The organism is Methanoregula sp. UBA64 (genome assembly GCF_002502735.1).
GTDB lineage: Archaea > Halobacteriota > Methanomicrobia > Methanomicrobiales > Methanospirillaceae > Methanoregula.
The window spans coordinates 133,310-158,876 of sequence record NZ_DAQC01000008.1 but is presented as its reverse complement, the minus strand read 5'-3'; the positions used below and the strand labels follow the sequence as shown (position 1 = coordinate 158,876).

26 protein-coding genes are annotated in these 25,567 nt (G+C 55.0%); 14 read left to right on the top strand and 12 right to left on the bottom strand.

The features are described from left to right. Nucleotides 1-36: 36 nt before the first annotated feature. Nucleotides 37-840, top strand: a complete 804-nt coding sequence (locus BP758_RS11295; RefSeq protein ID WP_292370989.1) for an alpha/beta fold hydrolase — start codon at nucleotides 37-39, stop codon at nucleotides 838-840. A gap of 92 nt (nucleotides 841-932) precedes the next feature. Here BP758_RS11295 and BP758_RS11290 read toward each other — a convergent pair whose 3' ends face one another. Further along, the gene (locus BP758_RS11290; protein WP_292370988.1) at nucleotides 933-2,447 is read right to left on the bottom strand and encodes a PAS domain S-box protein; all 1,515 of its coding nucleotides are present in this window, start codon (nucleotides 2,445-2,447) and stop codon (nucleotides 933-935) included. 319 nt (nucleotides 2,448-2,766) lie between these two features. Here BP758_RS11290 and BP758_RS11285 point away from each other — a divergent pair, with 319 nt between their 5' ends. The 3 genes from BP758_RS11285 (at nucleotide 2,767) to BP758_RS11275 (ending at nucleotide 6,957) form a co-directional block, all read left to right on the top strand. After that, nucleotides 2,767-4,488 (top strand): methyl-accepting chemotaxis protein, encoded by a 1,722-nt coding sequence (locus BP758_RS11285; protein ID WP_292370987.1) that lies wholly within the window; start codon nucleotides 2,767-2,769, stop codon nucleotides 4,486-4,488. Nucleotides 4,489-4,501: 13 nt separating this feature from the next. After that, the gene (locus BP758_RS11280) at nucleotides 4,502-5,017 is read left to right on the top strand and encodes a chemotaxis protein CheW (protein ID WP_292370986.1); all 516 of its coding nucleotides are present in this window, start codon (nucleotides 4,502-4,504) and stop codon (nucleotides 5,015-5,017) included. A 68-nt stretch (nucleotides 5,018-5,085) separates the two neighbouring features. Further along, the gene (locus BP758_RS11275) at nucleotides 5,086-6,957 is read left to right on the top strand and encodes a PAS domain S-box protein (RefSeq protein WP_292370985.1); all 1,872 of its coding nucleotides are present in this window, start codon (nucleotides 5,086-5,088) and stop codon (nucleotides 6,955-6,957) included. 81 nt (nucleotides 6,958-7,038) lie between these two features. Here BP758_RS11275 and BP758_RS11270 read toward each other — a convergent pair whose 3' ends face one another. From BP758_RS11270 to BP758_RS11260, 3 genes are all read right to left on the bottom strand, one after another. Next, nucleotides 7,039-7,161: a hypothetical protein gene (locus BP758_RS11270; RefSeq protein WP_292370984.1), complete on the bottom strand. Its 123-nt coding sequence runs from the start codon at nucleotides 7,159-7,161 to the stop codon at nucleotides 7,039-7,041. Nucleotides 7,162-7,232: 71 nt separating this feature from the next. Next, on the bottom strand, nucleotides 7,233-8,465 hold the full coding sequence (locus BP758_RS11265; protein WP_292370983.1) for a hypothetical protein: 1,233 nt from the start codon (nucleotides 8,463-8,465) through the stop codon (nucleotides 7,233-7,235). 24 nt (nucleotides 8,466-8,489) lie between these two features. Next, complete coding sequence (locus BP758_RS11260) at nucleotides 8,490-9,146, bottom strand: TetR/AcrR family transcriptional regulator (RefSeq protein WP_292370982.1); 657 nt, start codon at nucleotides 9,144-9,146, stop codon at nucleotides 8,490-8,492. 160 nt (nucleotides 9,147-9,306) lie between these two features. Between BP758_RS11260 and BP758_RS11255 the strand changes: the two genes are divergently transcribed. Then, nucleotides 9,307-10,773: an MDR family MFS transporter gene (locus tag BP758_RS11255; protein WP_292370981.1), complete on the top strand. Its 1,467-nt coding sequence runs from the start codon at nucleotides 9,307-9,309 to the stop codon at nucleotides 10,771-10,773. Between the two features lie 209 nt (nucleotides 10,774-10,982). Here BP758_RS11255 and BP758_RS11250 read toward each other — a convergent pair whose 3' ends face one another. Then, nucleotides 10,983-11,399 carry a hypothetical protein gene (locus BP758_RS11250; protein ID WP_292370980.1) on the bottom strand — a complete coding sequence of 139 codons (417 nt, stop codon included), beginning with the start codon at nucleotides 11,397-11,399 and terminating at the stop codon, nucleotides 10,983-10,985. Nucleotides 11,400-11,718: 319 nt separating this feature from the next. Between BP758_RS11250 and BP758_RS11245 the strand changes: the two genes are divergently transcribed. From BP758_RS11245 to BP758_RS11230, 4 genes are all read left to right on the top strand, one after another. Beyond that, nucleotides 11,719-12,003 (top strand): nucleotidyltransferase family protein, encoded by a 285-nt coding sequence (locus tag BP758_RS11245; RefSeq protein ID WP_292370979.1) that lies wholly within the window; start codon nucleotides 11,719-11,721, stop codon nucleotides 12,001-12,003. A 149-nt stretch (nucleotides 12,004-12,152) separates the two neighbouring features. Further along, nucleotides 12,153-12,350: a hypothetical protein gene (locus tag BP758_RS11240; protein WP_292370978.1), complete on the top strand. Its 198-nt coding sequence runs from the start codon at nucleotides 12,153-12,155 to the stop codon at nucleotides 12,348-12,350. Further along, nucleotides 12,347-12,634 (top strand): type II toxin-antitoxin system RelE family toxin, encoded by a 288-nt coding sequence (locus BP758_RS11235; protein ID WP_292370977.1) that lies wholly within the window; start codon nucleotides 12,347-12,349, stop codon nucleotides 12,632-12,634. The genes BP758_RS11240 and BP758_RS11235 overlap by 4 nt, the downstream gene beginning before the upstream one ends. Nucleotides 12,635-13,330: 696 nt before the next feature. Beyond that, a complete protein-coding gene (locus BP758_RS11230) occupies nucleotides 13,331-13,765 on the top strand; it encodes a hypothetical protein (protein ID WP_292370976.1) in 435 nt (144 codons plus the stop codon). 169 nt (nucleotides 13,766-13,934) lie between these two features. Here the strand turns inward: BP758_RS11230 and BP758_RS11225 are convergent, their stop codons facing one another. Next, nucleotides 13,935-14,153, bottom strand: a complete 219-nt coding sequence (locus tag BP758_RS11225) for a type II toxin-antitoxin system HicB family antitoxin (RefSeq protein ID WP_292370975.1) — start codon at nucleotides 14,151-14,153, stop codon at nucleotides 13,935-13,937. Nucleotides 14,154-14,977: 824 nt separating this feature from the next. Continuing rightward, nucleotides 14,978-15,178, bottom strand: coding sequence for a hypothetical protein (locus BP758_RS11220; RefSeq protein WP_292370974.1), 201 nt, complete (start codon nucleotides 15,176-15,178; stop codon nucleotides 14,978-14,980). Nucleotides 15,179-15,458: 280 nt separating this feature from the next. On the opposite strand from BP758_RS11220, the gene BP758_RS11215 reads away from it, so the two are divergent. Next, nucleotides 15,459-16,190 carry a hypothetical protein gene (locus BP758_RS11215; protein ID WP_292370973.1) on the top strand — a complete coding sequence of 244 codons (732 nt, stop codon included), beginning with the start codon at nucleotides 15,459-15,461 and terminating at the stop codon, nucleotides 16,188-16,190. On the opposite strand, the gene BP758_RS11210 is transcribed toward BP758_RS11215, so the two are convergent. From BP758_RS11210 to BP758_RS11190, 5 genes are all read right to left on the bottom strand, one after another. Then, the gene (locus BP758_RS11210) at nucleotides 16,187-16,873 is read right to left on the bottom strand and encodes a hypothetical protein (RefSeq protein ID WP_292370972.1); all 687 of its coding nucleotides are present in this window, start codon (nucleotides 16,871-16,873) and stop codon (nucleotides 16,187-16,189) included. The two genes, BP758_RS11215 and BP758_RS11210, sit on opposite strands and share 4 nt — an antisense overlap. Before the next feature lie 135 nt (nucleotides 16,874-17,008). Beyond that, the gene (locus BP758_RS11205) at nucleotides 17,009-17,401 is read right to left on the bottom strand and encodes a Zn-ribbon domain-containing OB-fold protein (protein ID WP_292370971.1); all 393 of its coding nucleotides are present in this window, start codon (nucleotides 17,399-17,401) and stop codon (nucleotides 17,009-17,011) included. 1 nt (nucleotide 17,402) lies between these two features. Beyond that, nucleotides 17,403-18,569 carry a thiolase domain-containing protein gene (locus BP758_RS11200; protein WP_292370970.1) on the bottom strand — a complete coding sequence of 389 codons (1,167 nt, stop codon included), beginning with the start codon at nucleotides 18,567-18,569 and terminating at the stop codon, nucleotides 17,403-17,405. Continuing rightward, the gene (locus BP758_RS11195; RefSeq protein WP_292370969.1) at nucleotides 18,566-19,618 is read right to left on the bottom strand and encodes a hydroxymethylglutaryl-CoA synthase; all 1,053 of its coding nucleotides are present in this window, start codon (nucleotides 19,616-19,618) and stop codon (nucleotides 18,566-18,568) included. The genes BP758_RS11200 and BP758_RS11195 overlap by 4 nt, the downstream gene beginning before the upstream one ends. Further along, complete coding sequence (locus tag BP758_RS11190) at nucleotides 19,612-20,322, bottom strand: helix-turn-helix domain-containing protein (protein ID WP_292370968.1); 711 nt, start codon at nucleotides 20,320-20,322, stop codon at nucleotides 19,612-19,614. The genes BP758_RS11195 and BP758_RS11190 overlap by 7 nt, the downstream gene beginning before the upstream one ends. Nucleotides 20,323-20,458: 136 nt before the next feature. Here BP758_RS11190 and BP758_RS11185 point away from each other — a divergent pair, with 136 nt between their 5' ends. From BP758_RS11185 to BP758_RS11170, 4 genes are all read left to right on the top strand, one after another. Next, nucleotides 20,459-21,127, top strand: a complete 669-nt coding sequence (locus tag BP758_RS11185) for a DUF120 domain-containing protein (protein ID WP_292370967.1) — start codon at nucleotides 20,459-20,461, stop codon at nucleotides 21,125-21,127. Beyond that, on the top strand, nucleotides 21,120-21,881 hold the full coding sequence (gene ribB / locus BP758_RS11180) for a 3,4-dihydroxy-2-butanone-4-phosphate synthase (RefSeq protein ID WP_292370966.1): 762 nt from the start codon (nucleotides 21,120-21,122) through the stop codon (nucleotides 21,879-21,881). Before BP758_RS11185 ends, ribB (BP758_RS11180) begins: the two co-directional genes overlap by 8 nt. Then, complete coding sequence (gene ribB / locus BP758_RS11175) at nucleotides 21,874-22,551, top strand: 3,4-dihydroxy-2-butanone-4-phosphate synthase (RefSeq protein ID WP_292370965.1); 678 nt, start codon at nucleotides 21,874-21,876, stop codon at nucleotides 22,549-22,551. The genes ribB (BP758_RS11180) and ribB (BP758_RS11175) overlap by 8 nt, the downstream gene beginning before the upstream one ends. A 178-nt stretch (nucleotides 22,552-22,729) precedes the next feature. Then, entirely contained in the window at nucleotides 22,730-25,420 is a 2,691-nt protein-coding gene (locus BP758_RS11170; protein ID WP_292370964.1) for a PAS domain S-box protein, read from the top strand. Nucleotides 25,421-25,567: the final 147 nt, after the last annotated feature.

Here is a 25,567-nt window from a genome sequence, read left to right as displayed (position 1 = left end):
ACAACACTAATATGGCCGGGCGTTCCAGTTCGTTTCATGGCCCTGCCTCCCATCAGGACTGTTCCTGTCGGCGACGTGACGCTTGCGTGTCGCGAGTACGGGGCGGGGGAACCGCTCGTTCTCGTCAACGGCCTTGTGTCCGCCATGGACACGTGGAACCCGCCGGTCATTGAAGCACTGGCCCGGCACTTCCGGGTGATTGTCTTTGACAACCGGGGGACCGGCTGCTCGGGTTATTCGGGCGAGCCGTTCTCGATCCCGCTCTTTTGCGAGGACACGGCCCGGCTTATGGAGGGGCTCGGCATTGCCCGGGCGCACGTGCTCGGGTTTTCCATGGGTGCCTGCATTGCGCAGGAACTGGCGCTTGCCTTCCCGGAAAAAGTGGACCGTCTTGTTCTTGTCGGGGGCGACTGCGGGGGAAGCGAAGCGGTGCGTTCGTCCGGGGAGGTTTTTGCCCGGCTTATCGACAGGAGCGGGACGCTGCTTGAGATCGCCCGGCGCATGTTTTCCCTTCTTTTTCCGGCTGCGTGGCTTGCCGGCCACAACCCGTTTGCGTACTGCCCCGAGGTCATGGAGACGACCGGGGACGAGGCGGCAGCCCGGCAGCTTGAAGCGTTCCTCTCATGGCCCGGGTCGTTCTCCCGGCTTTACCGGGTCCGGGCAAAGACGCTGGTGATCGCCGGCGATTTGGACGCGGTGGTCCCGTATGAAAATTCCCGGATCCTTGCCGGGCAGATCCCGGGGGCAGAACTCGTCGTGTTCCCGGGCGCCGGCCACGGGATGATGTACCAGTGCCCGGACCGGTTTTGTGAGACCGTGAGCGGGTTTTTACGAACGTGACGAAAAACAATCTTTCGGGCAATGTCCCTAAGCGATCCGGTAAAAATTTCCGGTTATATTTTAGGGGAACTCACCAGATCCGGTTTTGTCTTTTATTCGAGCGCTTCTTTATCGATCATCGGGAAGAGCGATCGGAGAACAAACGATGTCCCGTCTTTTGTCCGGTATCCGACGAGGTCTTCCATGGTCTCCACCACCTGGGTTATGACGCCATCCTCATTGCGGATTGCCGCAGCCGTAAAAAACACCCAGCTCCCGTCGCCGGGATGGATCCGTGAAAAGGTGATGCCCTCCCAGGTGTCTTCGAGGTACGAGGATCTCCGGCAGTTTTGCGGGAAATACTCCGGGATCCGGTTGAATTTTCCCTCGATTATCAGATCCGCGAGCAGCGGGCGGTCGCGATCGTAAAAGATATTGCCAAACGTTGTCGTGCCGATCATACTGTCGGCAGGAAGTCCCGAGAAATGTTCCATTGCAGTATTCCATGAAACGATACGGTGATCCCTGTCGATCACCAGCTGGGGCAGCGGGGACCCCCGGATAATTGCATCGAGTTTCCTCTCTTCTTCCTCCAGTTTTGCCTCGGTACGGATCCGGTCCGTGATATCGATGCCGATCGACTGGTACTCTGTGATCTTTCCCCGCCGGTCAAAGAATGCCCGGATAGTCCACTGCTGCCAGATCGGCGTCCCGTCGTCTCCGGTAAATTCGAGTGTCAGGGTCTCGGCGGAATTATCATGGCTGATCTTTTTTAGTGCCTCCCGGATAAGGGTCTCGTTTTTTGGGGAAAGGAATGAAAATACGTTTAATCCGATGAGATCCCCGGCGTCTTTCCCGATAAACGTGCAGGCATTTTCATTGGCGAAAGCAAACGTTCCGTCCGGCTCGTAATTGCAGACATATGCCGGCATATCCTCGACAACGGTACGGTATTTCTGCCTGCTGATCTGGATCGCCTCTTTTGCTCTCCGATGCCCCTCACTCTCTGTTTTCAGCCGGCAGTTTATCTCCTCTAATTCTTTTGTCCGCTGTTCCACCATCGTTTCGAGGTGTTGCTGGTATTTTTTCAGTTCTGAAATATCTTCAAGAACGATCGTTGCACAGGATTCGCCGTTCTCGTCAACGACCGGGACCATCCTGACAATGAAACTGTACCGTTTCCCGCCGCGCTCGAAGGATTTCTCCTCAGTATGCGCCTTCCCATTCATGACCGATTTAATGGTTTTTTCAAAGGTACCGGAGTAACTTGCAGATAATTTTGAATGGAGGATGCTGTGGCCAAGCACATCCCCGCGTGTTAAGGAAAAAATCCCGAGAAGCGCATCGTTTGCCTCCCGGATAAAGAGATCCTGATCGACAATCAGCATGGGTGTAGAAAAGAGGTTTAAAAAAGAGGAGAGGGGGAGTCTTGTTGCGGGCGTGTAGATCTTTGCCTGGCCGAACCGCCGCATCTCGGCCTGCCCGGAGAACAGGAGAGTGTCGAGGTACCTCGCCGCAGAAGCCCGGTTGAGGGAAAGGGCACCGGCAACCTCGCCGATGGTCAAACCCTTGGGATGATCTTTGAGGAGCTCTTTAAGATATCCGATCTCGTCATCCCTTTTTTTCATAAGACCTCCCGGAAGTTTTTATAAAAAGTTTTGCCCGGGAGCCTTCATGAACATTGTGCCCGGTGCCTGCCAATCCTATGCACAGCAGACCGTAATGGGTATATACCGCGCCAGATCTCCCCTTCTTGCTTTTTGCCTGTTTATAACATTCCAGAGTACCGGAATACACAATCCAGGGAATCGGCAAACGAAACTCTGCAATGATCGGCATCCCGGTACATCCGCATGAGGTTGCAGCCACCGTGCCGGTACAAAGGCATATTCCCTTTGTGCCTGGCAGATCGTGGATAGTGCAGGCCCCCAGGATCAGGCGATCGGTATGGATACACAGGAGATTGAAACCCTCTTTAAAAACGCTGAACGTGGCGACATTTCGTCACTGAACCGGATACACGAGCAGTTCCTCCGGCAAAACGAGACAGACCGCGGCCTTTCCGAGATACAGGCAGTTCTTGCAAAGATGTCAGTAAACGATTTTACTGCAACGGTAACGGGAAAGTATTCCGGCTCGCTTGCCGATACGGCTCGTGAAGTAAACACCGTGCAGGAGCGCCTCCTCCACCTAACGGCTACGGCAACCCATATCGCAGATGGCAACATCGGGGACCTTGAGGAATTCAAAAAGATCGGCAAACGATCCGACAACGATGAAATGGTCCCGGCGTTTACCCGAATGATGGCATCCATCTCTTCTATGATCGCAGACGTGAACCGTCTTTCAGCCGCTGCAAAGGAAGGTGGGCTCTCGGTCCGTGCCGATGTGGCCCGGCACCAGGGGGAATTCAGGACCATTATCGAAGGAGTCAATGCAACCCTCGACGCAATCACGATCCCCTTAAACGAGGCCCTGCGTGTCTCCCATGAATTTTCCCGGGGAAATTTCTCCGCACGCATGAACCAGAATATCCACATTTCCGGCGATCTTGCAAAATTCCGTGACGCACTGGACGGAATCGGCAGCAATGTCTCGGCAGCAATTTCCGAGATAACAAGGGTTGCGGATGCGTACGCGAAGTACGATTTTACCGCCCGTATCGACCGCAGTGCGAATCTTTCCGGGGATTTTGTCGAACTGCTGACCTCCCTTGACAAGATCGGCTCTGAAGTCTCCGAGGCGATCGCACTTGTCAATGTCCAGGTCCAGAACCTGACAAAAGAAGCCGGGGAAACCTCTGCCGGGCTTTCCCAGATATCGGCAGGTTCTGAGGAGATCGCCAAAAATACGACCCATGTCCATGAGAACATGGAGAAGGGGCACGATGGGATCTCCCAGATCTCAAAAGCAATGGAAGATCTTGCAGCAGCTGTTGAAGAGATCACCACAAACATGGAAAATGTCTCGACCCTTGCAAAAAAGACCAAGGACCTCAGTACAAACGGTGTCGACCTTTCGAGGAAGGCAAACGACAGCATGGGCCGGATCAACGATGCAACGTCTGTGGTAAACGCAAGCATCACGGAGATCAGCGCCAAGATGGACGAGATCGGGAAGATCGTCGGAATTATCCGCGATCTTGCCAACCAGACAAACCTGCTCGCCCTCAATGCTGCAATCGAAGCGGCCCGGGCCGGTGACGCAGGCCGCGGCTTTGCGGTTGTTGCTGCCGAAGTCAAATCGCTTGCGCAGGAATCCCGGACCTCGGCAGAAAACATTGAGACCATGATCGGCGATCTCCAGAAACGCTCGAACCATGCCGCCGAAGCCGTGACCGTTGCAACAAAGGAAGTCAGCACCGGGAGCAGGGATGTCGAGGACACGATCAAGGTGTTTGGCCAGATTGTCGAATCGATCGAACAGGTCTCCCGGAATACCGAGGAAGTAGCTGCGGCAACACAGGAGCAGGCCGCAACCACCGAAGAGATCACGGCGAGCGTCAACGAAGTGACAAAGCTGTTTGAAGAGACCGAAAAAGAATCATCCGACACTGCTGCGGCAACAGAAGAGTCCCTTGCATCTATCGAAGAGATCAACACCGCAATGGGCGATGTGAGCAGGGTTGTTTCCAGCCTCACCACGGAAATGACCAAGTTTGCCGTGTAAGGTGGAATGCTGCATGCCCGCAGAAAACCGCCACGAAGATCCGGCCGATCTGCCGGAAAAGATCCAGGTTGTCGAATTTCTCCTGGGAAAGGAACATTATGCGATCGATCTCTACGATGTCAAGGAAGTGGTGGATTACACAACAATTACCCGGCTGCCGGATACCCCTACCTACATCAAGGGCATCATGGACCTGAGAGGGGAGATCACGACCCTTATCGATCTCAGGGAACGGCTCAATGTTGCCGCTGAAAAAAACCATGATGGCGACGACAACCAGCGAATCATCGTTCTCGATGAGAAACTGACCGGGGTCAAAATGGGGGTCATTGTCGATGACGTTCTCTCCGTTTCAACGTTCGATCAGGCTGATGTCGACCGGTCGTCGGCATCTCTGTACAACGACGATGCAGCGGTTATAGGCATCATCCGGAAAAAAGTCCGGGTCCGGGACCAGGAGATTTCGGACCTTATTGTCTGGATTGGAATCAGCCGGATCCTCAGGGACGCCGGCTGCATAAAATCATAAAATCAGAAGTGCCGGCCCGGTACCCTCTGCGATCGGGCACGATCCAAAAAAAAAAGAAGTGTTACCGTATGATCCACGCATTGTATGTCGATGATGAACCAGAACTTCTTGAAGTCGGGAAACTCTTTCTTGAACGATCCCACGATATCGCCATCGACACGGATCTCTCGGCAAAAGACGCGCTCGCCCGGGCCCGGATTGGCCGGTACGATGCGATCATCTCCGATTACCAGATGCCCGAGATGAACGGGATAGCACTCCTCAAACAGATCCGCAGCAGCGGGCAGAGGATACCCTTTATCCTTTTTACCGGGAGGGGCAGGGAAGAAGTGGTCATCGAAGCGCTCAACAACGGTGCCGATTATTATATCCAGAAGGGTGGCAACACCTGTGCGCAGTTTGCCGAGCTCAGGAATATGTTAATCCAGGCGGTCGGGCGGCGCAGGATCGAGGCCGAACTCAAACAGAGCGAGGAGCGGTACCGGAACGTTGTCGAGGACCAGACCGAAGCGATCTGCCGGTTCAAACCCGACCGGACCCATGTCTTTGTCAATACCGCGTACTGCGCTCTTGTCGGGAAGACCCGGGAGGAGCTGATTGGCAGGAAATTTGTTCCGAACGGTTCCCGGGAAGATCTCGAAGCCACCAAACGGCACCTGTGCAGCCTTTCCCCTGAAAATCCCCGGGGGAGCATGACCGAGCGCCTGATTATGCCGGACGGATCGGTACACTGGGTGATGTGCAACGACCGGGCCATTTTCGATAAAACCGGGAAGGTGACCGAGTACCAGTCGGTTGCGCGGGATATCACCGAGCAGAAAAACGCCGAGGATGCACTGCACGATTCCCAGAAAACCCTCCAGTACATCATCGATTTCCTGCCCGACGCGATGTACGCGATCGATCTCTCTGGCCGGGTGATCGTCTGGAACAAAGCCGCAGTACTTATGACCGGTGTTCCTGCGGAACGGATGCTCGGCAAATCGGATCGCGAATACGCAGTGCCGTTTTATGGCAAACGGATTCCCACGCTTGTCGATATTGTCCTCCATCCTGATAGTTCCGAGCTGTCTCCCTACGAACATGTACAGATGACCGAGGGAGTGACCCGGCTCAGTGAATCGCATGTTGTCTTTTTTGACGGGAGATGCATGGATATCTGGATCAAGGCCTCGCCGCTGTACGATCACGACGGGAAAATTTCCGGTGCACTTGCCGTTATTCACGATGTGTCTGCCTATAAGCACCTTGAGACAGCGCTGACGCAGGTGAACCGGAAACTCAACCTGATGAGTGCGGTGACCCGGCACGGTATCCTCAACAAGCTGACCGCCCTGAACGGGTATCTCGACCTGATCAAAACCGAAACGCCGACGCCGACGGTTATGCAGCGTATCGACCGGATCGAAACCACGGCCGAAGCGATCCGGCGGCAGATCGATGCCACCCGGCAGTACCAGGATATGGGCGTGAAGTCCCCGCTCTGGTGCAATGTCTCCGATTGTTTCGAGACCGCGGTTTCCCACTGCGACGGAAATCTGAAAAACATTCGGTGCACGAATAATCTGGAAGGCCTTGACGTCTTTGCCGATCCTCTGCTCGATCAGGTCTTTGCAAACCTTATCGAGAATTCACTGATGCATGGCGAGGGAGTGACCGCGATCTCGTGCTCGTACAAGAAACAGGGTAACGGGGTCGTGATCGTGTATGAGGATAATGGTACAGGGCTCCTGGAAAAGGAGAAAGAATCCGTATTCCGTGAAGGGTACGGCAAAAATACCGGCCTCGGCCTTTTCCTGGTCCGGGAGATCCTTGCGATCACCGGGATCGCCATCCGCGAGACGGGTAAATCCGGTGAAGGTGTGCGGTTTGAGCTTTTCGTGCCGGAAGGGTGGTACCAAATCCATCTCTCCGGAGCAAAAGTACCTGCCACGGGCTGATGTACCAGTGCCCGGGCCGGTTTTGTGAGACCGTGAGCGGGTTTTTTTTAAAGGGATAACGAGAAAAAGGATCGTTACCGGTTACGGTTCCGGCGTGTCGTCTTTTTTATTTTCCGGGTTTTCCGGGGGAGTCACCGGCGCCTTTTTCTTTCCCGGCTTTTTCTTCTGCATGATCTGCGACTGGATGATGGAAAAGATGGTCATGATACTTCTGTCACGGGAAATATGGTGGCCGGCGTGTTAAAGCGTTTCTGGGTTGTATGGAGGGGGAGGTTTTACGGTTCCGCCAGCCCGCGAAGATATCCGCAGAACAACCCGAGCGCTTTTTTTGTTCCCTCGCGTGCCCGTTCGCTGTCCTGGCAGCCCATGGTCACCGTCATGTGCCCGGCAAACGTGCTCGTGACAAAACAGGTTGTGGGCATTTTGACTCCCGGGTAACAGACGTACGCATCGGCAAGGCCCGGGACCTCCGGGAGGGAAAGCACCCCGGGATTCGAGATGAAGATGTCGGCAAAGCCTCTCTCTTCGAGCGCCGCCATCCTCTCCACCATCTCCTGCACGGCCCGGCCCTCCGGGTCGCAGGCCGCATCCATCCGGGCCTGCTCAGGGACGCCGATGTATCCCTCTTTAAGGCGTCGGGTCTCACGGACGATCCGGGGGAGGAGCCCTGCCATGCCTTCGCCGGGGTTTCGCTCCACCATGATGCTGACGTTTGCGGCCTGGTTGCTCATGACCCGGGAGCCGTCCGCAAGGTGGCGGCGGAGGTTGACCGGGAAGAAGAGGGGGAGCGGCCCGTTGCAGCCGGTAATGTCGCTTATCGCGAGGAAGTACGCGGCCAGGATCGCGTCGTTGATGGTGCCCCCGCGGTTTTTTGTGCAGGCATTGATGGCGGCGAGCTCCGGTGCGCCGATGCATTCGCGGTGGAACCCGGGCGGGGCGTCCGATCTGCCGAACGGGTCCGGCCACATCGGGTCGATCACAGCCATCTCTTCCGGCTGCGGTGCGGCTCCTGTGAGCAGCTGCCGGGTCCAGAGGGTGTCGCGTTCCGGGATTCCCCCGGCGGCCGGGCGGATGGTGCCGGGCGTTTCGTATTCTGTAAGGAGCTGGCCCATGAACGCCATGAGGCCGGCGGCATCGGCTGCTGCATGGGCGAGGTTGACGACAATGACATCGCCCGAAGGTCTCCGCAGGATCCGTGCCCGGACCTGCACCGGCCCGTACGGATCCACCGGCCCGGCAACCCGGGCCCGGTAATCTTTTCCGCATTCCTCCACGGGAACCGGCGCGGCCGGCCCCGGCTCTTCCATCGTCCAGCAGGCCGGGCCGCATCCCCGCACGAGCCGGCTGTGGAGGACCGGGTGGGCAAGGATGCAGGCATGGGCGGCCCGGCCGAGCCGGTCCGGGTCGAGCCGTACAGAAAATTCCATAACCCCGCAGATGGTGGCATCGCCCATGAGCCGGGTCGAGTCCACGAAAAGGTCAAGGGCCGAAGCCCCGCGGGTCTGCATGTCAGAATACAGGTTTTTTCTCGGCTAAAAATGTTTAGCGCGGGGGGCGGAGGTGAGCGGGTTTACGCGGAAACGGGCCGGGTCACTGCCGGGACTTTTTTCAATGCCAAGGAGGAGATGCCCGATGTCGATCCACTGCTTTTTGAGTTCGTCGCGGGGTACTCCCGAGATTGCCATGCTGCGCATGCCGGAGAAGATGGCGATGATGGTTACGGCAAGGGTCCGCGGGTCCACGTCGGCCCGGATGAGCCCGTCGCGCTGCTGGTACGAGATCCCGTGGGCGGCCATATCGATACCGGTCACCATCGAATCGTAATAACTCGCACGGATCTTCTCGTTCCGTACGGCCAGCGCTGCGATCTCGAAAAAGAGGGCATTGTATTCCGGTTCGGCCGAGATGTTCTTGTCAAAGATTGTCGTCCACGCATCGAGCGGGGCGGAGTTGGGGAAGATCTCTTTTGCCAGCTCGTGGGTCTGTGCATGGGCTGCTTTTACAATCTCCACGATAAGGTCGTCCTTGTTTTTGAAGTAGAGATAGAGGACGCCCTTGCTCACGCCTATGTGGGCGGCGATATCGTCCATGGTGGTACCGGCATACCCCTTGCGGCACAGGACCAAAAGGCCGGCCTCGATGATCTTCTTTCTTGCCTCTTCTTTGTATTCCGGTACGACTTTGGGCATGCTGCTGACAGACCTTGTGTTCCCGGAAATATAAATCTGACCCTTTCGTAATAAAAATGACTGACTGGTAAGTTTTAATAATGACTAACGCGTATTTTTTAACAACGCACGGGAGCAGGCCCTGCCGTTCCCTTTCATGACTCCTCTCCGGTGATACCCGATGGAACCCGTCACACAACCCACGCTCGATCCAAAACAGATCCCCCTTGTCATGGCCGGGGTGATGCTCGGCCTCCTTGTCGCTGCCCTTGACGGCACGATCGTCAGCACCGTCATGCCCACGGTCATTCACGATCTCCAGGGTATGGAATATTACGTCTGGCCGTTTGCGGTCTACCTCCTTACCGCCACCATCGCAACCGTGGTCTTTGGCCGGTGCTCCGACATGTACGGCCGGAAAAGGATCTTTGTTGCCGGCATCGTGGTCTTTGTTGCCGGGTCCGTGCTCTGCGGGATCTCCCCGGGGATGATCTGGCTCGTGGTCTTCCGCGGCCTGCAGGGGATCGGCGGCGGTATCCTGACCTCGCTTGCCTTCATCATCGTTGCCGAACTTTTCCCGGTCTGGGAACGGGGGAAGTACATCGGCATCCTTGTCTCGGCCTTTGGCATTGCGAGTATTGCCGGGCCGCTCCTTGGCGGCATTATCACGGACACGATCGGCTGGCGCTGGGTATTTTTCATCAATGTCCCGCTCGGGGCGCTCGCCGCGTTTCTGGTTCTCGCAAAAGTTCCCGAGACCGCAACAGTGCCGGAACGCTGTGCGATCGATTACGCCGGGATCGCCCTCTTTACCGCAGCAATGGGGCCGCTCTTTGTCGCTATCTCCTGCGGGGGTACCCTGCTTGCCTGGAATTCGCCGCAGGTGACCGGGCTTTTGATCCTTTCTGCGGTGCTGATTATTCTCTTTGTCAGGACCGAGCGGTCCGCGGCACATCCGCTCCTGCCGCTTTCGCTCTTTGCCAACCGTGTGTACACGTTTACTGCGGCAGCTTCGTTTCTTGCAAACGCCCTGATGTACGCCGGGATCATCTACCTGCCGCTGTACATGCAGGACATTAAACAGACAAATGCCGGCGGGGCCGGGATCCTGGTGACGCCGATGATAGTCTCCCTAATCCTTGCCTCGGTGGTGACCGGCCGGATTATTGCGGCGATCCGGAAGTACAAGCCGGTTGCCGTGGGGGGTTTTGCGATCGTGGGCACGGGTGTTCTCATGCTGGCGACCCTGTCGGCCACTTCATCCCTTGCATTTATTGTCGTTGCAACGATCCTGGTCGGGGCAGGGACCGGGATACTCTTTCCCGTGCTTGCGATTGCGGCCCAGAACGCCCTGCCCCCGCAGGACCTGGGGATTGTTACGTCATCGCAGCAGTTCTTCCGGAACATGGGCGCTACCATCCTGACCCCGGTCTTTGGTTTTGTGATGTATCTCGGGCTCGGGACCGGCACCGACAAGAGCAACCTCCTGCTCCTCCCCCCGGATACGATCGCCCACGGGATCCAGCTGGTGTTTGTCTTCTGTGTGGTGATTGCCGCGGCCGCCATTCTCCTGATGCTGATGTTAGAAGAGATTCCGCTCCGGTCCCGTGCAAGGCCGGATGCGCCCGGGACTGCCGGGACAAAATGAGCATGGCGGTTCCGGATCATGGTGAAGAGGAAAAATTGTTTTTTTGCCCCGATACGTCCCGGGATACTGCTCATCTGCCGGATGCCCGGGGGTTGCCTCGGGCGTTTTACCAGAGGCGGGCCGGTGGTCTACCTGAAAAATGAACTGTGCCGGGCTGCCTGCTCTCTGCATCGGGACAGGATCGGCTCATAAGGTGTCTGCCCGGTTGTTCAGGCAAATGCGGAAAGCCTCTGCTGTTCGGGAAAGATCCTGCGATCCTTCTCTCCCAAAAGCAATGAAGGCCCGGGGATCTTTGCAACCGGGGCAGAGCGCTCCCGGTTTTCGATGACCCGGCACAGGGCGGCAAGCGGCGTTGTGTACTGCCCGCCATCGAAGATTTCGATGTTGAGCCCTTTTTTAGAGACCGAGACCTGTGCGAGACCGCACGTGGCGCCGAGGAAATTTTTCCATTCCCGGGTGATCTCTTCGATCCGGACCGCCCCGTGTCCTGCAATTGCCCGGGCGAGATCTTCGAGGCGTATTGCGTACCGCGTGCCCAGGATGTACAGGTCAAGGACTTCGTATTCGAACCCCCGGCTGTCCACGGCCCGGCGCCCGGCCCGCTGCGCATATCCTACTGTTTGCAACCGGAAAAACCGTGTTTTTCCCGGGGAATAATATACTGCCGGTACCTGTGTGCCCGCCATCTCAAATGCCATTGCCCGTATGCCCACGGAATCTTATGGCGATCGAGAAACATATAGTTTTCTTATAGTTTTTATATTTTTCAACATGCCTCTATATTTTTTATATAGTTTTTTGCCGGGCGGTGTGACCGTACCGAATCGTGGGTCCGGCGTACTACCGGGTATGGCCCTGCCGGGGGCTATGGAGAAGGGGGGCGTTTATGCGTCCTCTCCCACCCACATGTTTTTAGTCAGTCCGTTCATATAGGAAAATATCAGCATGGATCCTCTGACCCTCCTCCGCAGGCACGAACCGGAGATCAAAAAACGGTTCGGTGTTGCGACGATTGGCATTTTCGGCTCGTATATCCGCGGAGAGGAGCGGCCGGACAGTGATGTGGACGTGCTCGTGAGTTTCAGGAAAGGCGAGGAGACGTTCGATCACTACATGGACTGCAAGTTCTATCTTGAAGATCTCTTTGGCCGCCCGGTCGATCTCGTCATGAAGGGCGCGATAAAGAAGCGGCTTAAGCCCTATATTCTTGGCGAGGTCGTGTATGCGTAGGGCCGTCCGCAACGCGGCCTGACTTTCTGATCCGATAAGCAAGTATAAGCCAGATCAAGGGATCATTGCGTCCAAAAAAAGCAAATACTATTTTCGGTGATGCGTTTACCAGAAACAGGATTATATATCCGTGAAGTGAAGATCCGGATATGACCGATCAGGGATCCGTAACCAAAAGAATCCCGGTGAGTTCCAGCACGTGGCAGTCCGTGCATCAGCTCAAGAAACCCGGGCAGACCTACGATGACGTGATCCGGGATCTTGTCCGTAAAAATTCCGAGGATCTTCTGGTCCGGGAAACCAAACGGATCTGCAAGCGGGGAAAATTCGCGGAGTACAAGCTGTGACTTTCCGTCTTCTTATAGATGAAGAAGACGCACTCCCTTTTATCCAGCACCTCCCGGAAAAAAGCAAACGTATCGTTGATGCAAAGATCAGCATCCTTGCCGAGGATCCGTTTCCCGGCAAAGGCGGCGATAAGGAACTCCTGGTTATCCGGCGGGGGATCCGGATCTACCGCCTCCATATATCCCGCCAGTTTACCGCGTTTTACCGGGTCAAAGACGATACCGTCTATATCACGGAAGTCATGACCATAAGGGAAGCTCACAAGAAATACAAGATGCTATAATCCTGTTTTTAGACCGGGATCATTCCGACCCCCAAAACCGCCCTTCTTTTCATTTCCCGCATACCAAAGCCCATCTGAGCAGAGATCCGCCTCCCAAAAGCGTACATTAGGGTTTTACAGCGCCGCAATTCTGGCGTATTTCGGCAATCGGGCTGCTTATAGGGCACATTTCAAAAAAGTGTGTAAAAGTGCAGCATTTTTTGCATATTTTTGATCGCCAGGCACCCTTTCCCGGGAACTCCTCCGTCGGAGAAACCGGTACACCGAATCGTATGTCCCGATGCCCGGATCGCACCCCCCAAAACCGCCCATCATTTCATTTCCGTGTACCAAGGCCCATCCAAGAAACGATCGCCCCTCCAATTGGGCCTAATTAGGCCCTTTTTTCTCCGGCGTGAAAATGCCCCCGGGAACCCGAATTGGACCCCCGTTTTCGGGATTTCGGCCCCCTGTTGTGGGAAAATGCCACCTTCCGATAAGAGGTCTCCGTCGGAGAACCGGGTATGTCGGATCGTACGTTACCGGCCCGGATTACACTTCTCAAAACCCGCCCATCTTTTCCCCCCAACGTGCCAGAGCCCGTCCGGCACATGATCGCCCGGGAGATATCCACTCTCTTAATCCCTAGTAAATCATTGGCACAACGGTATATCCGTATTGAAAACCCAGCAATCAATAAGCTCGACCGGTGATGGAATGAAAAAAAACGGGTTTGTTATCGCCATTTGTATGGGTCTTATTATAATCCTTATAGTCCTCACAGCCTCCCCGTTCTTTGGAGGGATACCCGTAACAGAATGTAAGCCACACCCGTTTTTTTTAATTTTTAACAAGGACAATTCCCAGACATCTAATGTGACAGTCATTATTTCCAATTCAAGTCGTCAGATCATTTTCGCAAATAATTATACCCTCTCTCCCATTGAGAGGATTGAATCGGAAATTCCAACGGGAGATACACCGGAAGAATACTCATTCAGGATTAGTTCAGGTAGCGGAAAGGTATCAGAAACCCGATTAACGCTCGGCCCGACAAATATTGCGATCATTGAGATAACGTCAGATAATCAATCCGGGTGGATCTCGTATTCGGTCATCGATCTGACATCGAAATCCTCCTGCCCCTCATGACTCCCTCTTTGGGAAACCCGCCTGCTGGTATCAGATTGGATGGCACTCCATGGTACGGGCCCGGAATAAGGGGTGGTGGAGTGTGGGCCTGTGTATGTGGGGGGAGGGGGAGGCATTGGGAAGAGTGGCTTCAAGAAAAAAAAGAAACTGTGGGCAAAAGATCTGGCACTTACTCTGCCTGGACCGCAACAAATGTTGCAGATGAATGGGATTTCGGGACCGGCATCCCGTCTTCGAGAAGTCCGCGGATGTGCATCTCGATTGCTTCATGCATCCGCTCTTCTGTCTCCTCACGGGTCTTTCCGGTTGCGACACAGCCCGGGAGATCCGGGGAATATGCCGAATAATTTTTTCCTGCTTTTTCGATGACGATCAGGAACCTGTGCATGTCACTTACTCCTTGAATTGTGCCTGCTTAAAGATACTGTTCTGGGTGCCGGGTGCGAGATCATCCGTGAGATGCCCGGCGATTGTTATTCTCCCCGGATCCCCTCTCCTAAAACAGGGCTTCATTTTCTTTTGCGTGCAGGCGTCCGTATATGTGGGGCTTGACCGTCCAAACAGGTTTAAACAGGCCGGTTTTCCGCCCCGTAATATGCCGGTTTCTGCAGGAATTGCGAAGATACCGGGATTTTCGTAAAACTCCCCTGAAAATATGCCGAAACCGGCCGGTCGGGTTTCGGGCAGAGCAGGCAATCCGGGGCAGTTACGGGCCCGGAATGGGGGGTTGGGGAGTGTGGGTCGTGGGGGATGATCTTGCTCGGGGCGGTAGTTGGGAAGATGGGCGGCCGGGGGATGGTGCTAGGAATGGGGTACCGAGTGCTGGGAGAAATGGTTGGAATCTGATAGGGTGCTATGGATCGAACACATTCACGCTCTGTGCTGCTATCTTTTTCTCTCTCCGTTTGTTGTATATTTTCAGTAATACGCTCATGGGGGAATTGTTATCCCGAGTATTTCGGATTGGTTTGCGGTATTTTATCTTTTAATTTGGATGATCTACGAAGTGATAATTCACTTTTTCTTGCTGGAGGTTACTCTGATTGTCGGAGGAATTATTGCAACATATTTGTGGAAGAGATATGCCCGATCTAGAAGAATGCGATAGAAGATGGGACTCTAAAATAATGCGAAATAGATTATCGACAAATGTCGAGATTCTTATTCAGTATGATTCATTCTGAAGGCTATGCAAATCATGCGGAAAAAAGGTTAGTTGTCATATTCGCTTACGGTTCCGCAATCTAGGCAAGTAAATGTTCCATGATTGCCGAGTTCCCTTTCAGCCAACTCAGCATCGCCTGCACCTTCCCAATCTTCTGGATTATATTCGTCAACAATAGTATTGGTACTGCCGCACTCGGGGCACCGGTATTCTGTAATATTGTCGATATGTCTGCTCGTGTCTATCACCTCCTGGCGGTTTTAACTTCGCTAGATCTTAAGTCAGAAAAATCCTCATTATATATCTATCCGAAAATTTTCAGTTTTTTCCAGTTTTATGCAATAGGATAAACAAAACAAGGGAGGCGCGCAGTGATTTTTTCTATAAATCAAAATTATAAATTAAATAAGCCGGCCTAAATCCAGATCTAGCATTATTCTTATGGAAACTATAAGAAAAACCGCAATACCTACAATTCGTTCCTAACAGTATTTTATATTAAGACAATGTATTCTGATTTGATCATCTATGGTATTTACCAATCGGTGGGTATGTAAAACTGTTGAAGATTTTGATATAGAAAGAGTTCGTAGAACATTGCAAAATTATTACGCTACAGAGACTGGTGAAGAATATGAATTAGTTAGCATGATCGAATTAGAACCAGAAATTGTGGCCGCTGATCGAACGACCTCTCTAAATGGGAAATTATACTTCCAACGAGAAGTAGGGTATTCAGATTTCAACATAACCGCATCAAGAGAAATCCACCAAATACCACATATTCAACGTATTACTGAATCTATTGATTTTTGGTTCTCTTCAAATCCCGGTCTATTTTTATTTAGACACAAGGATGATACTGTAATACATGGTCGTGAAATCCTATCAGAAATTATATTCGAGGATAGTGGTAAAATTAAAAGTTTAGAATTTAATATTGAGCAAATTGAAAATTCAATTAATAATGGAACCCTTCAAGGAATGTGGACGTTTAGTTACAAAAATCGACAAGGAAATATTCATAGTGGAAATGCTTATGGGAATGATGTAAACCAAGATCCCATGTATAGTCAAACAATAGGAGCTCCAAGAAATTTTATCGGCGTAGAATGCTCTATTGGCAATGAAATTGCAAAAGTTGCGATATATAGAGGAGGATCGATTACAATCTTTTCCGATTTAGAAGATCCTGCCCAATTGCTTGATTTATTTAATATAATTGAAGGATTTGAACAGTACGCACAAATCATTGACTAAATATAGGGGATATTTTTTTTATATGTGTCATATAGGCGAATTAGCTGTTTCGCATTTACATCTAGTATTTTTTTCCCGATACGTATTATTGTCCCGTTCTCTTGTTTTGTTGAACACACATCCCATGATTCTATAAAATCGGTAATTGTGGATTTTATTGAATGATTTTCGAAAGTCGGTTTCACGCTATATTTTTGTTCAATTGTCTGGTACATATCATCAATTATGTTGATATATTCTCGATTCTCTTTGTCATCTCTATAATAAAAATTAATAGTCCCTACGAGGCGTATCGATACTTCTAGTTGTTCACTCACTTTTTCAGAAGTAGATACATCTGAAATATCCGGAGTCAAAATTATTCGAAATGGCGCTTGAGTGCCTGCAAGTAATAATTCAATATAGTTATTTCCTGAAATGGAGTTTTCTATTCGTTTATCAGAACTGATTATTTTTTGATTTATCGCTTGTAGTAAATCAGGCATACTAAAGGAGAAAATGGGATATTTTTTAACAGAATTAATTTTAATTTTAATTTTTTTGTTGATTAACCAATAATTAATCTTTTTGATTTCAGGAATTTTATCAGAAATCCATGGGAGGAGCGCGGGAAGACCAAAGATAATAGTTAGGATTATCCCCACAACCGCAAGGAGGATTCCGAGAAGTTCAATTTCAGTCATCCATTCCTCCTGAATTCATTGTGTTTTGTCACAAACATCTCTTTAATTAATGGAGCATTTCTTTGTTCTATTTAGATTCTAAATCAAACCTTGAATCGGAAAAATGTATTGTTTGTAATAAAAAAGTAAAAAACTTCACTCCACCGGCACGAACTTCGTGCCGTAGTGGATAATCCCGCTCTCGCCATCGGTGGCGATCTTGCGGAAGACGCTCTTGACCTTCATCCCGATCTTCGCCTTTGCCGGGTCCATCACGATCTGGGTCGTGATCTGCGGGCCTTCTTCGAGCTTCACGATCGCGAGCACGTACGGGGTGAGCATCGAATACTGCTCGGCCGCCGTGTGGATCACGGTGAACGTGACAACCGTGCCCTCGCCCTTGAACTTGTGCTCGACAATCTTGCCTGCCCTGCGGCAGTCCGGGCAGAAGGTCCTTGGCGGGAAAAAGTGCCTGCCGCACGTCTCGCATTTCGTTCCCACCATGTTGTAGCGCTGGGGCAGGTGCCGCCAGAACCGTGCAACCGTCATCTTAGACCCTCCCGAGGATGTGGACCGCGACCGTCGCGCCCGTCCCGCCCACGTTGTGCGTCATCCCGATCTTCGCGCCGTCAACCTGGCGCTTGCCGGCCGTGCCCCGGAGCTGCTGGACGATCTCGCAGACCTGCTTGATCCCGGTCGCCCCGACCGGGTGGCCGCAGGCCTTGAGGCCGCCGCTCGTGTTCACCGGGATCTTCCCGCCAAGGGCAGTCTCGCCATCGGCGGTGAACTTGCCGGCCGTTCCTTTCTTGCAGAACCCGAGGTCCTCGATGGCGCAGATCTCTGCGATCGAGAAGCAGTCGTGCACCTCGACCATGTCGATATCCTTGGTGGTCAGGTGCGCCATCTTAAACGCCCGCTGGCCGGCCGCGACCGTTGCGTCCAGCGTCGAGATGTCGCGCCGGTCGTGCAGCGCGATCGTGTCGCTTGCCTGCGCAGTTGCGAGCACCTTGATGGGGGTGTCCGTGAACTCCTTTGCCCGTTCGAGCGGGGCGACGATCACTGCCGCTGCCCCGTCCGTTACGGGCGAGCAGTCAAAGAGCCGGAGCGGCTCAGCGACCATCGTGGATTTTGTCACGGTATCGAGCGAAATCTCGCTCTGGAACTGGGCGATGGGGTTCCTCGCGCCGTTGTAGTGGTTTTTGACCGCAACCTGCGCCAGCTGCTCGCGGGTCATACCGTACTTGTGGATGTAGTCGTTTGCTATCATCGCGTACAGGCCCGGGAACGTTGCGCCCATGAAGCCTTCCCACTCGCGGTCGGCGGCACCGGTCAAAGTGTCGGTACTCTCGTCCGACCCGACATCGGTCATCTTCTCGACGCCCGCTGCAACCACGATGTCCTCCATCCCGCTCGCGACCGCGATCACGGCCTGCCGGAAGGCAAGACCGCCCGAGGCACAGGCCGCCTCGACACGGGTCGAGGGGATGTGCTTGCCGGTCATGCCCGCGTAGTCGGCAATGAGCGCACCGATGTGCTCCTGGCCGATGAACCGGCCGGCGCTCATGTTCCCGACATACATGGCATCGATCTGCTCGCCCGAGAGCCCGGCGTCGGCGAGTGCAAGGGCGCCTGCCTCGACAAAGATGTCACGGAAGGAGCTCTCCCACTTCTCGCCGAACTTCGTGCACCCGATCCCGATAACTGCTACGTCTCTCATGATTGCATCACGATCTTTCCCTTGTGTTTTGCGTACCGTGCATAGTCCAGGTAGATGGGGTCTTTTAAGAGCTGCATGACCCCTGGGGCTGCATCGCGGTGGAAGTCTTTTCCGGTGATCGCGTCGGTCACCGTGATATCGAACGCATCGCTGCCTGCGCCGGACCCGAACGAACAGACAAAGATCCGGTCGCCGGGTTTTGCGATATCGAGCGTTGCCGCAAGGCCGATGGGCGATGCGCCCGAGTAGGTGTTCCCGAGCCACGGGACAACGAGACCGGGCTTGATCTGCTCCGGCTTGAAGCCGAGGTCCTTTGCCACCTTCTGCGGGAATTTCGCATTGGGCTGGTGGAAGACCGCGTAGGTGTAGTCCTTCGGGGACGTCCCGATCTCCTTAAAGAGCAGGTTGCTTGCGCCCTTGACGTGCTTGAAGTAGCCGGGATCTCCCGTGAACCGGCCGCCGTGCCGGGGATAGTCCTGGCCCTCGCGGCGCCAGAAGTCCGGCGTGTCGCTCGTAAACGAGCAGGTGTGGTTGAGCGTTGCGATCGGGTTGTCGTTTCCGATCACAAACGCCGCCCCGCCGGCCGCTGCCGTGTATTCGAGGGCATCGCTGGGCGCACCCTGCGAGACATCCGAACCGATCGCAAGGCCGTACGGGATCATCCCGCTTTTCACGAGACCCATGCAGGTCTGGATACCGGCGGTTCCCGCTTTGCAGGCAAACTCGTAGTCCGCGGCGGTCATGACCGGCGTTGCGCCGATTGCTTCCCCGACCGTGCAGGCCGTGGGCTTGACCGCGTACGGGTGCGACTCGCTGCCCACGTATACGGCCCGGATCTCTGCCGGGTCAACGTAGCGCCTTTTTAGCGCATTCCGTGCCGCTTCGACCGCAATCGTTGCAGCATCCTCATCGAGATCCGGGACGGACTTTTCAAAAACGCCCAGTCCCCCGGTAATATCTGCGGCATTTGCGCCCCAGACTTTGGTGATCTCCTCAACCTTGATCCGGTATCGCGGAATATACGCACCGTATGTAATGATGCCTACCATTCTTTCTCCCTCAGTGTACTCACGATTTTGTCAATCTCCATCTCTGTGCAGAGCACCGTGATGTGGTCCCGGTCCGCAAGTTTTGCCACAAACGGGTGGACGTTCTCGGCACTGATCCCCTGGAGGATCACGGACCGCGGTTTGAAGGCCGTGACCCGGATCGCAACCATCGGGGATTTGCCGGTCGAGACGTTTGTGAAGATGAGCGCCCGTTCCGTGCTCCAGCCGTAGATGCGGTTGAACTCCTCGCTTGAGAGCTGGAGGATCGCATTGAGGCTATTGACCACGGTATAACCGAAGATGGTCTGGTCCATTGACCCGCAGAGCAGCGAGCAGCCGATAGCATCGGTGAGCTCCTGTAATGCAATCGGGTTCGTGTACTCGTGGATGTCGAGGATCACGTCATCGGCAACGCCGCTAAAGAGCATGGAGGAAAATTTGTGAATGTGTCTGCCGTCCGATTCCTCATCGATATTGAGGATCGTGTCGACAATCTTGCCGACCACGGCAGTTCCGGGGCTTTTTCTTCTGCCGCTCTCGTAATCGCTGATCACGGAGGGCGATACCCCCAGGCGGTCCGAGAGGATGCCCGGCGGTATCTCGAAGTTCTGGCGCCACTTCTTGAGCGCCAGCCCCGGTGAGTCCGACAGCGTAATCTCGCCCGCCATCTTCTCGGCGAGCTGGTTTCGCAGACCGGATTTCATGCTCAGCTAAGTTGACCCGCCCCATTATATACCTAACGAATGCGGATTCGACAAAAAGCGAATCTCCGACGTGAGCTCTACAATAAATGCGCAGGAAAGCAATCCATAAATAGTAAGCATCTCAATTTTGATGAGCATGGTACTGGCTGAAGACAGGGACTGCCTCAGGGCGATCGCGCTCATGGGCGGGATCCGGGAACCGGTGTTCATCTCGTCGCAGACGCTTGGCGAAGTGCTCGAAACGAGCCCACAGACCGCGTCGCGCCGGCTCAAAAGTCTCGAAGGCCAGCGGCTCATCACCCGGGCGATCAACCCGGACGGCCAGCACATCACCGTGACCAAGGATGGCGAGGACGAACTCCGGCGCGAGTACGAGGAGTACTGCCGGCTCTTCGGGCATGTCGGCGGCCACTATTCCCTGCCCGGCACCGTCATCAGCGGCCTTGGCGAGGGCCGGTACTACATGAGCCTCGAGCCGTACAAAAAACAGTTCCTCCGGCACTTAGGCTTCGAGCCGTACCCGGGCACGCTTAACCTCCGGCTCTCGGGCACCGACATTCCCACGAGAAAGAAACTCGATGCCCTGACCTGGGTCGTGATCCATGGTTTCTCCGCGGACGGCCGGACGTTTGGCGCAGTCCGCTGCCTTCCCTGCCGGATCAACGACATCCCCTGCGGGATCGTGGTACCCGGCCGGAGTCATTATCCGGAAGATATTGTCGAAGTGATAGCACCGGTCGGCCTCCGCGATGCGTTAGGCGTAAAAGAAGGCGACAGGGCAGTAATTGAGGTGGCATATGATTGATCAGGCATTGCAGGCATTACGTGACGGGAAGTTCTTTTTGATCTATGATTTCGACGACCGCGAGGGCGAGACCGATCTCGCGATCCGCTCGGATGCGGTGACGCCAAAAGACATCCTTACGATGAGAAAAGACGGCGGCGGCCTGATCTGCACCGCGATCCACCCGGCAGCAGCGCACCGGCTCGGCCTGCCGTTTGCAAGCGATGTGTTCGCAAAGACGCAGCTTACCGAAGAGATCGGCGATATCCCGTACGACCGCAAGAACCACTCCTCGTTCTCGCTCTGGGTCAACCACAAGAACACGTTTACCGGCATCACCGACCGGGACCGGACCCTCACCATCACGGAGATCGGCCACACGGTAAACGATGCCATGGCCGGCCGGCACACGAGTTTCTCCGCACAGTTCAGGACACCGGGCCACTGCCCGATCCTCCGGGCAGCCGACGATCTCCTCCACCAGCGCCGGGGCCAGACCGAGCTCTCGGTTGCGCTTGCGGCAATGGCCGGCGTGACCCCGGCCGTCACCATCTGCGAGCTCCTGGACGACCGGACGGGAAAAGCTCTCCGGCACGACGACGCAAAACGCTACGCACAGAAGCACGGCTTTGCCTTTGTGGGCGGAAACGACGTGCTCGAAGCCTGGGACGGCCGGGCCGGCACGCTCGCATCCGCCCCGGCCCACGGCCACGCGGAAGGTTCGGCTCCCCTGGCCCGCGCCCGGGCAGTCCATGCGGAGGGCCGCAATGATTGACGATGCCCTTACTGCGCTCCGCGACGGGAAGATGATCCTGCTCTACGATTTCGACGACCGCGAGGGCGAGACCGATTTTGCGATCCGGTCCGATGCGGTGACGCCAAAGGATATCCTCACCATGAGAAAGGACGGCGGCGGGCTCATCTGCACCGCGATCGACCCGGTGGCAGCGGAAAAACTCGGCCTCCCGTTTGCAAGCGACGTGCTCGAATCCACGCACTTTGCCGAGCGGCAGGGCGACATCCCGTACGACAAAAAGAACCATTCCTCGTTCTCGCTCTGGGTCAACCACAAGAAAACGTTCACCGGCATCACCGACAACGACCGCGCCCTCACCATCACGGCAATCGCGGACGAGGTCAAAAAGTCCTTAAATGGCGGCGGGTCGCACTTCTCCGAGAATTTCCGGACCCCCGGCCACTGCGCCATTCTCCGGGCCGCTGATTCGCTGCTCGATGTGCGCCACGGCCAGACCGAGCTTTCGGTTGCAATGGCCCGGATGGCCACTATCACGCCCGCCGTCACCATCTGCGAGATGCTGGACGACGAGTCCGGGTATGCACTCCCCAAAGCCGGCGCAAAAGCGTACGCAAAAAAGCACGGCCTTGTCTTTGTCGAGGGAAAGGACGTGCTCGACCGGTGGGAACAAGAGAAGGGCAAACAATAATACAAAAATCCCTTTCCTTCCCTACACTTTTTTTGTTGCATCCTTTCACACTCCCCTGAGGGCACCTCCTTGTGGCGGGAGAACGCCCCCGTGACCCTCCCCCTCGTAACGACAGATGTGAATCTTTTTCTAGGTTCATACTCTTCTTTTGACTATTCACCGGCCCGGAGCCGAACCGATGTACTCCCTACTTTACGTTGACGACGAGCCGGCACTTCTTGAGATCGGCAAATTTTTCCTCGAACAGTCCGGGGATTTCCGTGTTGTCGTTATGGCATCGGCACAGGAGGCGCTGGACTCGCCGGACCTTGGCACCTACGATGCGATCGTCTCCGATTACCAGATGCCGGGGATGAACGGGATCGAATTCTTAAAAGCCGTCCGGGAACGGTACGGGGAGATCCCCTTTCTTGTCTTTACCGGCCGGGGCCGGGAAGAGGTCGTTATCGAGGCGATCAACAACGGGGCGGACTTTTACGTCCAGAAAGGCGGCGACCCGACCGCCCAGTTTGCCGAACTTGCGCACAAGATCCGGCAGACCGTGCGGAGGAATGAAGCCGAGCGTTCCCGACAGGAATCCGAACGGCGCCTTGCCGATATCATCGATTTTCTTCCCGATGCCATGCTTGCGGTAGACCGGGAGGGCCGCGTTATTGCATGGAACCGGGCAAACGAGGATCTGACCGGTGTTCCCGCGTCCATGATGCTTGGGAAGACCAACTACGAATACGCCCTTTCCCCGTACGGGGAGCGGCGCCCGCTCCTCCTCGACATGCTCTCGTGGCCAAACGAAAAGATCCGGCACTATTACACCAATATCGTGCATGACGGCCGGGCGATCAGCGCAGAGTCCGATCTCGCAGCTCCCCGGGGCCGGCAGATCCATATCATGATAAAGGCAAGCCCGCTCTACAACCAGAAGGGGGAGGTCACCGGCGCCATCGAGATCGTACGGGATATCACGGGACTAAAAGAGACCGAGCAGGATCTCCGGGCCGCGTACGAACAGGTCACGATGACCGAAGAAGAGCTGCGGTCACAGTTCGACGATCTGCGGGCGACAAACGAGCAGCTCGCCGCGGCAAAGGATGAACTCCGCCGGCAGGTGGACCGTCTTGCCATGGCCCAGTCGGTCGGCCGGTCCGGGAGCTGGGAGTATAATGTCGGGACCGATACGATCTGGGGATCTGCCGAGGGCTTCCGCATCTTTGGATATCCCGCGGTTGCCCGGGATGTTCCTCTGGAGAACATTGAATCATGTATCCCGGAACGCATGCGGGTCCACCAGGCCCTGGTCGATCTGGTTACGGTGGGGAAGGAATACGATCTTGAATATGCCCTCAACCCGGCCGACGGGTCAGCACTCCGGGTAGTGCATTCTGTTGCCCGGCTCGAAAAGGATCCCGCAGGAAACCCGGTACGTATTGTCGGGATCGTCCAGGATATCACGGAGCACCTGCGGGCAAAAGAGGATCTCCAGAAGACCGAAGGCCGGTTTGCTGCCCTCTACTCGAACATGAGGGAAGGCGCCGCCCTCCATAAGCTGGTCTTTAACGAAAAAGGGGAGCCGGAGGACTATGTCATCCTTGCGGCAAATCCTGCATTCGAGCAGCAGCTTGGCATCTCCCGGGAATCGGTCCTGGGAAAGACCAGCCGGGAGGCGTACGGCGTCAGCGAACCTCCGTATTTCGATATCTATGCCCGGGTAGCCCTGACCGGCAGGCCAAAGACCTTCGAGACCTGGTTTGCGCCCCTGAAAAAATATTTCACCATCTCGGTTTATTCGCCCGAAAAAAACCGTTTTGTCACGATCTTTGAAGATATCACGGAAAAGAAGCAGGCCGATGCCAGGTTCCATGAGAGTGCGGCAAAGTTCCGTGCCCTTGTGGAGACGTCCCCGGATATGATCTGGGAGATCGACAAGGAGGGAGTATTCCGGTATATCAGCCCTACCGTCCAGACGATCCTGGGATACATGCCCGAAGAGCTTGTCGGGAAACCCGTGACCTGTCTTGTGCCGGAACAGGGAATGGCGCTGGCACAACGGGAGCTTGGGAAATTTTTGGCCGCAGAACAATCCATTGCGCCCTTCGAAGTCCCCGCCCGCCATCGCGACGGGCACGATCTGGTCGTCGAGATCCGGTCGTTCCCGGTTACCGACAGCGGGGGAACCGTTACCGGGTTCCGGGGAGTGGCCCGCGACATCACGGAGCAAAAAAAAGCAGAGGAGGCCCTGCGACGGGCAAACATCCAGCTCACCCTGCTTGGCAGTGTCACCCGGCACGACACCCTCAACAAGATCACGGTGCTCCTCGGCTACCTGAAGGTTGCATCAAAGAGATGTTCCGAACCGGAGAGTAACGAAATCCTCGAAAAAATGCGTTCTGTCATTGTTGCGATGCGCTCGCAGATCGAGTTCACCCGACTGTACCAGAACCTCGGGTCCCGTGAACCGCAGTGGATAGCACTTGAGATCTGCCTGTCTGCCCTGCCGATCCCGGCACAGATCTCTTTTGTTGCGGAAGCAAACGGGGTCCTGTTGCGTGCCGATCCGATGATTAAAACCGTGTTTGCGAACCTCGTCGACAACTCGATCCGGCACGGAAAGCATGTCACGGCAATCCGGATCTCTATAAAAAAAGAGGGTCCGGTACTGGCAGTGATCTATGAAGATAACGGGACCGGTATTCCGGTAGCCGACAAGGAGCGGATCTTTGACCGCGGGTACGGGAGAAACACCGGCTTTGGCCTGTTTCTGGTCAGGGAGATCCTCGGGCTGACCGGGATCTCGATACGGGAGACCGGCGTACCGGGCACCGGCGCCCGGTTCGAGATTATTGTGCCGGAGGGTGCATACCGCTTTTCGTAGGAAAATCGCATAACCCCGAAGCAGGCGATCCTGTTTTCGCCCGTTACCATGAAAAACGGGGTCCGGCGGACTACCATGAGGAAACGCCCGGTAGTTAACCGGTCTTTCCCGTATACTCCGGCCCCGGTATGGTGATAATCTCTGCCG

What these genes read in the sequence shown, in the direction of transcription:
- BP758_RS11270 (WP_292370984.1), bottom strand. Translation starts at nt 7,161, where the DNA reads ATGACCATCTTTTCCATCATCCAGTCGCAGATCATGCAGAAGAAAAAG.
- BP758_RS11290 (WP_292370988.1), bottom strand. Translation starts at nt 2,447, where the DNA reads ATGAAAAAAAGGGATGACGAGATCGGATATCTTAAAGAGCTCCTCAAA.
- BP758_RS11170 (WP_292370964.1), top strand. Translation starts at nt 22,730, where the DNA reads ATGTACTCCCTACTTTACGTTGACGACGAGCCGGCACTTCTTGAGATC.
- BP758_RS11190 (WP_292370968.1), bottom strand. Translation starts at nt 20,322, where the DNA reads ATGAAATCCGGTCTGCGAAACCAGCTCGCCGAGAAGATGGCGGGCGAG.
- BP758_RS11205 (WP_292370971.1), bottom strand. Translation starts at nt 17,401, where the DNA reads ATGACGGTTGCACGGTTCTGGCGGCACCTGCCCCAGCGCTACAACATG.
- BP758_RS11240 (WP_292370978.1), top strand. Translation starts at nt 12,153, where the DNA reads ATGACCGATCAGGGATCCGTAACCAAAAGAATCCCGGTGAGTTCCAGC.
- BP758_RS11260 (WP_292370982.1), bottom strand. Translation starts at nt 9,146, where the DNA reads ATGCCCAAAGTCGTACCGGAATACAAAGAAGAGGCAAGAAAGAAGATC.
- BP758_RS11215 (WP_292370973.1), top strand. Translation starts at nt 15,459, where the DNA reads ATGGTATTTACCAATCGGTGGGTATGTAAAACTGTTGAAGATTTTGAT.
- BP758_RS11185 (WP_292370967.1), top strand. Translation starts at nt 20,459, where the DNA reads ATGGTACTGGCTGAAGACAGGGACTGCCTCAGGGCGATCGCGCTCATG.
- BP758_RS11255 (WP_292370981.1), top strand. Translation starts at nt 9,307, where the DNA reads ATGGAACCCGTCACACAACCCACGCTCGATCCAAAACAGATCCCCCTT.
- BP758_RS11195 (WP_292370969.1), bottom strand. Translation starts at nt 19,618, where the DNA reads ATGGTAGGCATCATTACATACGGTGCGTATATTCCGCGATACCGGATC.
- ribB (WP_292370966.1), top strand. Translation starts at nt 21,120, where the DNA reads ATGATTGATCAGGCATTGCAGGCATTACGTGACGGGAAGTTCTTTTTG.
- BP758_RS11230 (WP_292370976.1), top strand. Translation starts at nt 13,331, where the DNA reads ATGAAAAAAAACGGGTTTGTTATCGCCATTTGTATGGGTCTTATTATA.
- BP758_RS11200 (WP_292370970.1), bottom strand. Translation starts at nt 18,569, where the DNA reads ATGAGAGACGTAGCAGTTATCGGGATCGGGTGCACGAAGTTCGGCGAG.
- BP758_RS11285 (WP_292370987.1), top strand. Translation starts at nt 2,767, where the DNA reads ATGGATACACAGGAGATTGAAACCCTCTTTAAAAACGCTGAACGTGGC.
- BP758_RS11245 (WP_292370979.1), top strand. Translation starts at nt 11,719, where the DNA reads ATGGATCCTCTGACCCTCCTCCGCAGGCACGAACCGGAGATCAAAAAA.
- BP758_RS11225 (WP_292370975.1), bottom strand. Translation starts at nt 14,153, where the DNA reads ATGCACAGGTTCCTGATCGTCATCGAAAAAGCAGGAAAAAATTATTCG.
- ribB (WP_292370965.1), top strand. Translation starts at nt 21,874, where the DNA reads ATGATTGACGATGCCCTTACTGCGCTCCGCGACGGGAAGATGATCCTG.
- BP758_RS11280 (WP_292370986.1), top strand. Translation starts at nt 4,502, where the DNA reads ATGCCCGCAGAAAACCGCCACGAAGATCCGGCCGATCTGCCGGAAAAG.
- BP758_RS11295 (WP_292370989.1), top strand. Translation starts at nt 37, where the DNA reads ATGGCCCTGCCTCCCATCAGGACTGTTCCTGTCGGCGACGTGACGCTT.
- BP758_RS11265 (WP_292370983.1), bottom strand. Translation starts at nt 8,465, where the DNA reads ATGCAGACCCGCGGGGCTTCGGCCCTTGACCTTTTCGTGGACTCGACC.
- BP758_RS11210 (WP_292370972.1), bottom strand. Translation starts at nt 16,873, where the DNA reads ATGACTGAAATTGAACTTCTCGGAATCCTCCTTGCGGTTGTGGGGATA.
- BP758_RS11275 (WP_292370985.1), top strand. Translation starts at nt 5,086, where the DNA reads ATGATCCACGCATTGTATGTCGATGATGAACCAGAACTTCTTGAAGTC.